The sequence below is a fragment of the Afipia birgiae 34632 genome, assembly GCF_000308295.2.
Taxonomy (GTDB): domain Bacteria; phylum Pseudomonadota; class Alphaproteobacteria; order Rhizobiales; family Xanthobacteraceae; genus Afipia; species Afipia birgiae.
Genome location: NZ_HG326653.1, coordinates 954,530 through 964,812 on the forward strand (window position 1 = coordinate 954,530; position 10,283 = coordinate 964,812).

9 protein-coding genes and 1 pseudogene are annotated in these 10,283 nt (G+C 55.9%); 9 read left to right on the forward strand and 1 reads right to left on the reverse strand.

Translation table 11 applies throughout. The features are described 5' to 3' along the window. The 9 genes from BN32_RS18520 to BN32_RS28330 all read left to right on the forward strand — a co-directional run. Positions 1-1,125: OpgC domain-containing protein (locus BN32_RS18520; RefSeq protein ID WP_040426674.1), on the forward strand; the 1,125-nt coding region annotated here is incomplete at its 5' end. A 155-nt stretch (positions 1,126-1,280) separates the two neighbouring features. After that, positions 1,281-1,694, forward strand: a complete 414-nt coding sequence (locus BN32_RS18525; RefSeq protein WP_019200267.1) for a DUF1622 domain-containing protein — start codon at positions 1,281-1,283, stop codon at positions 1,692-1,694. A gap of 645 nt (positions 1,695-2,339) precedes the next feature. Then, on the forward strand, positions 2,340-3,032 hold the full coding sequence (locus BN32_RS18530; RefSeq protein ID WP_040426965.1) for a Spy/CpxP family protein refolding chaperone: 693 nt from the start codon (positions 2,340-2,342) through the stop codon (positions 3,030-3,032). A 463-nt stretch (positions 3,033-3,495) separates the two neighbouring features. After that, positions 3,496-5,193, forward strand: coding sequence for a 2Fe-2S iron-sulfur cluster-binding protein (locus BN32_RS18535; RefSeq protein WP_019200270.1), 1,698 nt, complete (start codon positions 3,496-3,498; stop codon positions 5,191-5,193). A 1-nt stretch (position 5,194) separates the two neighbouring features. Next, entirely contained in the window at positions 5,195-5,899 is a 705-nt protein-coding gene (locus BN32_RS18540) for an iron reductase (protein WP_019200271.1), read from the forward strand. Further along, on the forward strand, positions 5,896-6,672 hold the full coding sequence (locus BN32_RS18545; RefSeq protein WP_040426967.1) for a cytochrome c3 family protein: 777 nt from the start codon (positions 5,896-5,898) through the stop codon (positions 6,670-6,672). Before BN32_RS18540 ends, BN32_RS18545 begins: the two co-directional genes overlap by 4 nt. 149 nt (positions 6,673-6,821) lie before the next feature. Then, complete coding sequence (locus tag BN32_RS18550) at positions 6,822-8,147, forward strand: multicopper oxidase domain-containing protein (protein ID WP_019200275.1); 1,326 nt, start codon at positions 6,822-6,824, stop codon at positions 8,145-8,147. 9 nt (positions 8,148-8,156) lie between these two features. Continuing rightward, positions 8,157-8,936 (forward strand): copper resistance protein B, encoded by a 780-nt coding sequence (locus BN32_RS18555; protein ID WP_019200274.1) that lies wholly within the window; start codon positions 8,157-8,159, stop codon positions 8,934-8,936. 483 nt (positions 8,937-9,419) lie between these two features. Continuing rightward, positions 9,420-9,752: a four-helix bundle copper-binding protein gene (locus tag BN32_RS28330; protein ID WP_488225994.1), complete on the forward strand. Its 333-nt coding sequence runs from the start codon at positions 9,420-9,422 to the stop codon at positions 9,750-9,752. Between the two features lie 94 nt (positions 9,753-9,846). Here BN32_RS28330 and BN32_RS27450 read toward each other — a convergent pair. Next, positions 9,847-10,283 (reverse strand): annotated as a pseudogene (locus BN32_RS27450) (hypothetical protein); the annotation flags it as partial.

A 10,283-nucleotide genomic window follows, 5' to 3' on the forward strand; every position in this document is an offset into this window, starting at 1 on the left:
GCCAATTGGGCGATCTTTTTGGGGCACATATCCGGCACGATTCTCTCATGGTTCACGACGCGGAATTATGGCTTCAGCGATGGAGCCGACCTGTTTGTGTTCATATCCGGTTACACAGCAACGTTGGTCTTCGGTCGAATGATGGTGACGCGTGGGTTCGTCATAGGCGCCACAAGATTGATGCGGCGCGTTTGGCAGATCTATGTCGCGCACATATTGCTCTTTGTCTTCTACGTGACGTCGATTCACTACGTGGCACATAACTTTGACGTTCCCCATCTGATGGACCAATTCAACGTTGCCCGTCTGATGGAGTATCCGGTTGAAACCCTTAGTCAGGGACTGATATTGAGGCTCAAACCACTTAATTTGGATGTGCTGCCTCTTTACATCGTATTGATGGGACTATTTCCACCAGTCCTCTGGCTCATGCTGCGATGGCGAAACCTGGTTATGATTGGCTCTGTACTGCTTTATATGGCTGCGCGATATTTTCAGTGGAATCTTCATGCCTATCCAGCCGGCGTTTGGTACTTCAATCCACTCACGTGGCAGTTGGCCTTTGTGCTGGGTGCCTGGCTTGTGTTGGGGGGCGCCCATACGCTTCGATTTGTGACCCAGTCTCGGTTGGCACTACTACTAAGCGTTGGATTTGTAGTCTTTGCCCTTCTGCTGACTTTGTCAGAGCGGATTCCAGAATTGCAGAAGGTGTTTCCTGCTGTGGTGATGGAGGCATTCGTCCCCAACGACAAGACCAACCTCGCGCCTTACAGAGTGCTGCACTTGGCCAGTTTAACCTTGCTGGTCGTCCGATTTATGCCCATTGACTGGTCCGGTCTCAACTGGCCGGTGTTTCGCCCATTGATCAAGTGCGGCCAACAATCTCTTGCGGTGTTTTGTCTGGGGGTTTTTCTTTCGTTCGCGGCCCACTTGGCGCTCGACACAATCTCGAATGGGATTCTAGCCCAACTATTTGTTGGGGTCGCCGGACTGTCGATCATGACAGGCGTCGCCTATTATCAGTCGTGGTCGAAACAGGTCGACAAGGCGTCATCGGTGCGTACCGGCGGGACTGCTCGCGAAGGGCGCTCTCCCGCGTTGAGGGGCGCTGATCAAACAGGCTAGAGCGAAGGTTGTTAGCGGCATGTCGGAAAGCCGCAGGTATAGGCGGAACAAGCCCGAGTCAGTGCCGAAGTTTGATTTTGGCTTACATAACGGCTTGCGTCTCATGTTGTATCGGTGTGGTCGCCCGAGAAACAGTGCGAGGGGAGAATGGAAGCATGATGACTTCCGAAATGGTTCTCAGCATTGAGACGCGAGCGGCGGTGCTTCATGTGCTCCACTGGATGGCGTTCGGCATCGAGATGCTCGGCGTGACGGTTATTGTTCTCGGCGTGATTGCTGCAAGCGCCTGGTCGGTTACCCAGACCTATCGAGGCGAATGGAATGGAGCGTTCCGCTCGTATCGCGCCAATCTTGGGCGCGGTATCCTGTTAGGTCTTGAGTTCCTCATCGCGGCTGACATCATAGGCATGGTGGCGATCGTGCCCACGTTCGAAAGATTGGGGATTCTTGGGTTGATCATCGTCATTCGCACGTTCTTGAGCTTTTCCTTGCAGATCGAGATCGAAGGCCAATGGCCTTGGCGCCGATATAGGGCGGACCCTCAGAATGGGGAAAAGGATGTTTTATGAATGCGAGGAGTTCAAACGAACTGAAAGCTAATTCCGCCTCTTCTTGGTCGCACTAACGGAAGACGTGGCGTGATCGAATCGTTCAGAGGGAAACTGATAGACCAGATCGAAATCCTTTCCAGCGCTGGTCATGCTGCTTCCGAAATCGCTCCAGTATCTCGGCCGTCCCGGTGATCAAATCGCACTCGTTTTTTATCATTGGACGATCCAAGGACGCGCTCGACGACTCTGCACAATGGCGGAGGCGTTTCCAAGCAGACCTTGAACGCTCGTCGTAAGTGCGGACGAAATCATGTGTCGGCCCATCCGCATCGGATGCAGTCACTTCGCCACATTGGCGGTCCACGGATTTGAAATCGCTTGGAGGCAAGGGTCGAGGAAGGTCCAGTAAATGGCTTCCGTAATCTCCGAAATCTGCTCTACGCGCTTCAGGGCATTCCGGATCGCTGGTCGGATTCTCGATTATCATTTCATACGGTCTCAATTTCTCGGACATGCGCCAAATCGCCTGATGCTGAGCTAGTGCCGTATTTACAAAACTTAACCTAGGTCAATTTACGAAGGACGTTTGAGGCTTACAAGGGCGTCTGAAGATTACGATGGCCAACTCGACATTTGTCGAACGCAGTGATCGAGGAGATTACGATGAATAATTCTGTCAAGCTGCTCGCTATCGCAACCGCAGGTGCAATCGTTGTCGCTTCCGGATATCCACAAAGCGTATCAGCTGCTGGGCAACAGTCATCCGGTGGCTTCATCGTTGCGATGGACGGTATGAAACCCATGCAGCCGGACTCTTCGAAAAAGTCCGACCCTAGTATGGGGCAGCCGGCCGGGCAGTCCCCGCAGATGGGGCGCATGATGGACGACGACAAAATGGGAATGCCACAAAAGGACCAGGACAAAATGGGTCCGGGCTCAATGAACCAGCCGGGCGGCATGATGATGGAACGGATGATGCGGGGACAGATGTGCGGCATGCCAGGCACTATGGGGACCTCAGCAGCATCAACCGACATTACCGATCGAACCGAAGGGCGGATCGCCTTTTTGAAAGCAGAACTGCAGATTTTGGACAAGCAGGTTGGTGACTGGAATGCGCTGGCGGATGCGCTGCGATCCGCGCGCTCGCACCTTGTCCAGGCGCAGCAACTTGTGGCTTCCGATAGGAAAATGACCTCGGCCGAGCGTCTCGAAGCCTACGAAAGACACTTGGCGGAACGGCTTGAGGCGGTCAAATCCTCGCGTGCAGCATACAACCGCCTGTACGCGGCGCTGAACGAGGAGCAGAAGCGTACTTCAGATACGATACTTTTGCCGCTGATCGGGGCATTCTGACTTCTCGGTGCTCACGACGCACATGAGATATGCGACGTTGGAAAATCCACTGCAACGAACAATCATAGGAATTGTTGCACTTGCTGCTTTCGGTCTTATCGAGGGCCGGGCGGCAAACGCTGATCGTTTGCAAGAAAGCCAGATATCAGTTGGAATCCGTCTGCTGCTCCCGTCTGAAACTTTCATCCCCGGAGTGCATGAGGTCGCTCAAAGCCGTCGGGTTATGGCTCAGGTGTCAGACGGTCACTCCGAGCATCATCCCAATGCCGCGGCGAGCCCGAGTTCCCCAAAGATAGAGCCGCCGTCAAATCAAACGGGCACACCCGCAAACACGCCGAGTGCGGCGCCGGCCGTAGGGGGAATGAGTTCGGGCGTGGTCGGCGCCACGGGCGGAATGATGGCGGGCGGCTGCATGGGCGGCGGCTGCATGGGCGGGGGGCGTAAGGAGTTTTACCCATCCCTGATGGCTCTCCCGTCGCTGACCCACGAGCAGCGTCAAAGCATCGAGGCGCAGGCACGTGGCTGGATCAGTTCAGGTACGGATGAGATAGCGCGTGCGCAGGATGAGCTGCGTCACGCTAATGCGGCGGGCGACACGGCCGGTGCCGAGCAAGCCGCATCACGTCTCCGGGACGCATTGAATCAGGTCAAGAGTGGAACGACGACGCTACGATCACTCGCTGAAGGGGCGCCGCCTCAGCAAATCGCATTGGACTGGTTCAAGAGTCAGATGAGCCTCGTATCTGATCAGCACGATCGAGACGTCGTCGGGCCGCTCGGTATCTCCTGGTTTCATTTGATCACAATGGCATTGGTGGCGGCCTTCGCGGTCGCCATGGTTGCTGTTTATCTGATGCGCATGCGCCGCGCGAATGCGCTCGTGGATCGTCTGGTCGGTGGCACGCCTGCCGCAGCGCCTGGCCCGGCGGCGGTCACCCCGTCGGCACGGTCATCCTCTGGCGGGACACTTGGTGCCGCAAATCCGATGGTCTCACCCGCGCCGGCGAGCGGGCCGCCACCCTCCGTCGCAGCGATTGCTCCGGCCAGTCAGCCGGCCCGTACGGGTCCGGGACTCTGGAAAGGGAAATTGCGTGTTGCCGCCATCTTCGACGAAACTCCCAACGTCAAGACGTTCAGGCTGAGGGATCCGGGCGGTGGGCCGATTCCCTTCAGTTTCGAGCCAGGTCAATTTCTCACCTACTCCGCCGAGATCGATGGCAAGCTGGTGAGACGGTCCTATACGATTGCATCATCGGCTGCCCAGACCGCTTATGTCGAGACCACCATCAAGCGTGAGGATAAAGGGATTTTCTCGGACTACATGCACCAGAAGGTCTCCGAGGGCGACTTGGTGGATGTAATGGGCCCCTCCGGCGCATTCACGTTTACAGGTAAAGAATCCGAGGGCGTGGTGCTGATCGGCGGGGGTGTCGGTATCACCCCCCTCATGGCCGCCATTCGCTATCTCGACGATACGGCGTGGCCGGGAGAGATCTTCCTTATCTACGGCGCTCAGACGACCGAGCACTTCATCTTCCGCAGCGAGCTGGAATTTCGACAGCGCCGCATGCGTCATCTGCATGTGGCGGCCACAATGGCGCGGGCCGCTGGTACGTCTTGGATGGGGGCCGAAGGACAGATTAGCCGGGAGTTTCTTACACAGTCCGTTCCCGACTTGGTGAAGCGTCGCATCCACCTCTGCGGTCCGCCGGGTATGATGCAGACGATGAAGAAGCTCCTTGCCGAGATTGGAGTGCCGGCAGAACAGATCAAGACAGAGGCCTTCGGACCGGCTCTCGGAGCGGTGCCACCGCCAGGTCTCACTGTGGTAAGCGAGGTCAGATCTTCTGGCGCTGCAAGCGCTTCATCCGAGGCGAATGTGCCTGCTATTGGTCCAGCGGCCGCCTCGATACGCTTCTCGAAATCGAACAAGGTGGCGCCGCTCCCACCGGACAAGAGCGTTCTCGAGGTCGCGGAATCCGTTGGTGTGCCGATCGACTATTCCTGCCGCGCCGGCACTTGTGGGGTATGCAAGACTCAACTCGTTGAAGGCAAGGTAACGATGGAGGTTGAAGAGGCCTTGACGACCGATGAAAAGGCCCGTGGCCTCATCCTGGCGTGCCAAGCGAAGTCGATCGATAACCTGGTCGTCGAGGCCTGACATGGGCGGGGCAGAGCGCGCTATCGTTGGGGCCGTGCTCACCATGTTGCTCTTTTTGGTTCCCGCGTTTGTCCTTCATACATCGCAACGATTTGCCGGTAGCCTAGCTGGATTTTCGCTTGGTACCATCGCCGCAATCTTAATGGTCTCTCTACTCATTTATCCGCTTGCCAAGCGCAGTCCTGGGCTTAGGTCACTGATCACCCGGCTGATATCGATGCGCGCTCTTCTCGCATTTCACGTCTACGCGGGCGTGTTTGGGGCTTTTCTTGCTATCCTACACACTGGCCACAAGTACCAGAGCGCGCTTGGCGTCGCACTGGTGATCAGTATGTTAGTAGTGGTGGTGACAGGGCTCGTGGGCAGGTATTACCTACCTGAGACCGCAGCAGAGTTGCGTGAAGAACAAACGCGACTGGCTACACTAAGGTCTGCATACGATCGCACGGCCGCCACCTTGGCGAACCGTAGCGCGCCAGGGAGCGGCGACCCGCTCCCTGGCGCATCGGCCTTGCTTGAAGTGCCAATCCTGCAACTCGTCGACGGCATTGCTGATCTCGAACACGCTATCGGATCACGCGAAGGAGTGAGGCGCATCTTTACGCCGTGGATCGTTGCGCATGTTGTGGCGGCGATCATGATGTACTTCTTATTGTCGCTTCACGTGGCGGGTGAGATCTACTATGGATTGCGGTGGCTATCGTGAAGAAGCTCGGCGCATTCTATACAGTGCTGATCACGCTGGCGCTGGTAGGTAGCTTAACGGCTATTGGGACTCTCTACAAAAAGGGATCGATATCGTTTCCAGGCTGGCAGGCCTCGTTCCAGCCTGGACCGCTTTCCGCCAAGCACTCGTTTCTAGCGGAGAAATGCGAATCCTGTCACACGCCGACCCGTGGTATCGAGGCAACTTCCTGTATCAACTGTCACATTACGGCCGCTGCCGACCTAGCCAAGCAGTCGACCGCATTTCACGCAAACGCCCAGAACTGCACTGGTTGCCATGTAGAGCACACCGGTGCAGCGCGGCCGATAAAGATGGCTCACACCTCTCTCGTTCGGATCGGCTCACATGCCGCCTATGGCGACGCGGGGCATCCAAGCGTTCCGCGCCAGATGGTGGATGATTTGAAAGAGCTCCTGGGGATACCAGCGTCGGAGCCGGTTGAGAAGTCGCAGCTCGACTGCGCAGGCTGCCACAGCAACCGTGATCCGCATCGCGAGCTGTTTGGACGGGACTGCGCAAACTGTCATGCGACTGCGACCTGGCGGATTTCTCCATTCTTGCACCCGTCGCCAACTTCGAAAGACTGTGCGCAGTGCCATCAGGCACCGCCGAGTCACTACATGATGCATTTCCAGATGATTGACCGGGGTATTACCGGCCGGGAACATGCTCAAGTGAACCAGTGTTTCGAGTGCCATCGCACAGACTCGTTCAATGATATCAAAGGAGTCGGCTGGTTTAAACACCACTGAGAAAACATGCCTTATGGCGAGCACGGTCAGATTAGGTCCGACACCATTTGATTTTGGCGTCGCCGATCTCGTCTAATAAACGAACGCCCTCCGATACGGAAGCGCGCCGAGCGATCATTAATGATCGCGCGACGTGGGGACTCATGCGGATGGACCCGACCGATATCGCAGATGTGTCGGGCTACACTTTCTTGGTGAATGGTCAATCGCCGGAGCGGAACTACACTGCCTTGGCCCGTCCGGGCGAGCGGGTACGTTTGCGTTTTATCAATGCGGCGACGTCGACGTACTTCGATGTTCGCATTCCAGGGCTCAAGATGACGGTCGTGCAGGCCGGCGGCAATAACGTGTCACCGGTGCAGATCGATGAATTCCGTATCGCAGTCGCAGAGACCTTCGATGTCATCGTGCAACCAAAGGAAGATCGTGCCTATACAATCGTAGCGGAATCCATGGACCGAACCGGCTTTGCCCGCGCAACCCTGGCGCCGCGACCGGGGATGATTGGACAATTACCGGCCCATCGCCCTCGACGGCTCGTGTCCATGTCTGAAATGGCGATGAATCCTGGGCCGACGGGAAATGATCGTGGCACCGTTCATCCGGAACAGGACATGCAAGGTCATGTGGCACCGCAACTTCCCATGGAAATGGGCAGCGGCACAGGCGGCATACCAAGGATGGGCGACGTGCCTATGAGGGGTAATAGCGCAATGCTTGGCATGAAGCAGCAGGAAAAACGAAAGACGAAAAAGCCTTCTTCTAATCCAGGCATGCCGGGAATGAAGCACGGCGGAATACCTGGGATGAGCGGGGTGCCGGTCGATGGAGGGGCGGCCTTTGCGCAGATGCAAAGCGCCGATCACAGAAGCACGCTAGGCATGGCCGATCAGGTCAAAGGGAATTCAGGCAACCTCGCTCCGTCTGCCGCTCCGACAACGCCAGTACCTGAGCAAGGGGGAGAGGATATGCCAAGCGTCGGCGATATGGGTCAGCTGGCGATGGCTGATCCGATTACTCACGACACCGGAGCGCCCCTTGGCACAAGAGTTCTTTCTTACCGCGACCTCAAGCCGCTCAAGCCCTATCCCTATAGGCGCTTTGACCGAATCGTCGAGATTCGGCTGACCGGGAACATGCAGCGATATTTCTGGTCGATCAACGGACGCAAATTCAGCGAAGCTGAACCTATTACCCTGCGTTTCGGCGAGCGCGCTCGATTCCGTTTCATCAATGAGACCATGATGAACCATCCAATGCATATCCATGGTACGTGGATGCTTCCGGAAGTTGGAAACGGGGCACGCAATCCCATGAAACATACGGTCAACATCAAGCCCGGTACCACGCTGGATGTCGACATACCGGCAGATGCGGAAGGACCGTGGGCCTTCCACTGCCATCTGCTCTACCACATGGAGACAGGCATGATGCGCCAGGTCAACGTGGTGCGCCGGACTGCGTCGATCCATTAGGAGGCGACCATGAATCGGGTCCTGCTGTTCAGCCTCTGTCTCGCCACCTCTTTCGCACCGGCGGGTCTCGCCACTGCTCAGACGGTTTCGAGCCCATCCCAGGACATTCCATATTCCGGGCTTCGCAGCTTGCCCGGGTCGAACTTTCCAGATCAGGCCCTGTTCAGCAGTGTCCGTTTCGACAAATTGGAATGGGCGGGTTTGGGCGCCGGTAACTCTGCCCGCTGGGATATGGAAGCCTTTGTCGGTAATGACTACGATAAGTTCTTCTTTAAATCAGAAGGTGCTTATGATGGCAGAAAGCAGAAGTTTGAGGAGGCTCGATTTCAGGCGCTCTACTCGCGCATGATCAGTTACTTCTTTGATCTACAGGTTGGCGTTCGTCATGATGTCTCGCCGAATCCGTCGCGTACTTATGCGGTAATTGGCATTGAGGGCTTGGCGCCCGGCATATTCGAAATCGATGCGGATGCTTATATCAGCCAAAAGGGCGAGTTATCTGCGACATTTACCGGCTTCTATGATTTGTTGGTAACAAACCGGCTTATCCTCCAGCCGCGTATCGACGTAAGATGGCAGCTGCAGTCGGTTCCAGATTTGAAGCTCGGTAACGGTATTACCGATTTCGAGCTCGGGGCTCGACTCCGATACGACATTACGCGCAATCTATCGCCGTATATTGGCGTGAGTTGGGATCGTAAGGTAGGTGAGACGGCTGCAATTGCGGAGCGCAACCTGAAGGCAGTCTCGAGCGTGAATTTCGTAGGTGGAGTACGCCTTCTTTGGTGAGAAATTCGACTTTGAGTTGAGCTTGAATCTCGGCCTAAAATTTCTGTTCGTTCGTGTGCGTTAGGCGATGCATGAGGTTTGGAAATTTGGTTGCCACGTAAGCCAAATATTTCAGCAGCTTTCCCGACCAAATGGTGATCATGACTTGGCGGATCGGCAAACGATAGATTCCAGCAATGGCAAGCATTGATAATTTGGGAATGGGCAGCAGCAGGCCATCGCTCCAAAAAGCGTGATTGCACGATTTGGATCAGCAGCCCCGTTCAAAGTTCGAGCATTAATTGTTGTTCTAGGACTTCTTAGTTTATTCGGTTCAAAGCCTAAGCGTCGTATGAAGCAATTCGAATGAAGGAAAATAACATGCTGGACCGTCGTCAGCTTCTCGGATCGTCTACAGTTCTTGCCGCAGTTACTATCGTCGCAGGGCCAGTTTCGGCCCAAGGTCCAGATCACTCTGCGATGCCCGGAATGATTCCATCTGCCATGACGCGGGAGAGCTGCATAGAAGTATGCCTCAAATCCCATCGTATGTGTCTCGAAACTGCAAGGTACTGTACCGAAAAGGGAGGGGGTCACGTAGCTGCTGTGCATATGGCCCTCCTGCTTGATTGCGCGGAGATGTGTCAAACCACAGCTAATTCCTTGCTCCGCTTTTCGCCGCAGCACGGTGTTTTATGTGGGGCATGTGCCCAACTATGTGAGGCTTGCGCGAAGGATTGCGAGTCGTTTGTTGCTGACGACCGGATGGCGCGCTGTGCCACGACGTGTCGCGAGTGCGCCCAGGATTGCCGTGGAATGGTCAACATGAAGCTGTGAGTGATAGTCGTTGCGAGAAGGCATCAGGTTGTGCGGCAGTAATCGACGTCTTAACTGCCTATTATTCACGGCGAGCGGGGTTGCGGCCTTCAAGTCAGCGCTTCCATGGTCCACGTTTGTACATTCCGGCGCCTGGAATTTTGGTGGATGACGAAACGGAAGCGATCGGTCTGCTGATAGCAAGCAAACCCTTTAGGCCCTCGCCGAAGCGGGCAATCGATTCCCGATGATTTCGAAGTTCGCTGTAAGGAAGATACCGTAAATTTAATTCAGACACGCGGGAGAACGCAGGTCGGCCAAATTGCGTCCGGACCTCGCCTTGCCGATTATCAGGGGCGACGAGAAAGAAGTGATGCGCGGCGGCGCCTTCTATGCCGAGCGCGAGGTCCAGCATCCTCAAAATGCCGGAGTAGATGCTGGTCGTATGCTCGACCTCAAAGGCCGCCGCGACATGTCCCTGGGCATCGATCCAAAGAACGTCGATCAGTTTGATGGTTTCTCCTAGCGTTGCATATGCAATCCCCGTGGGTC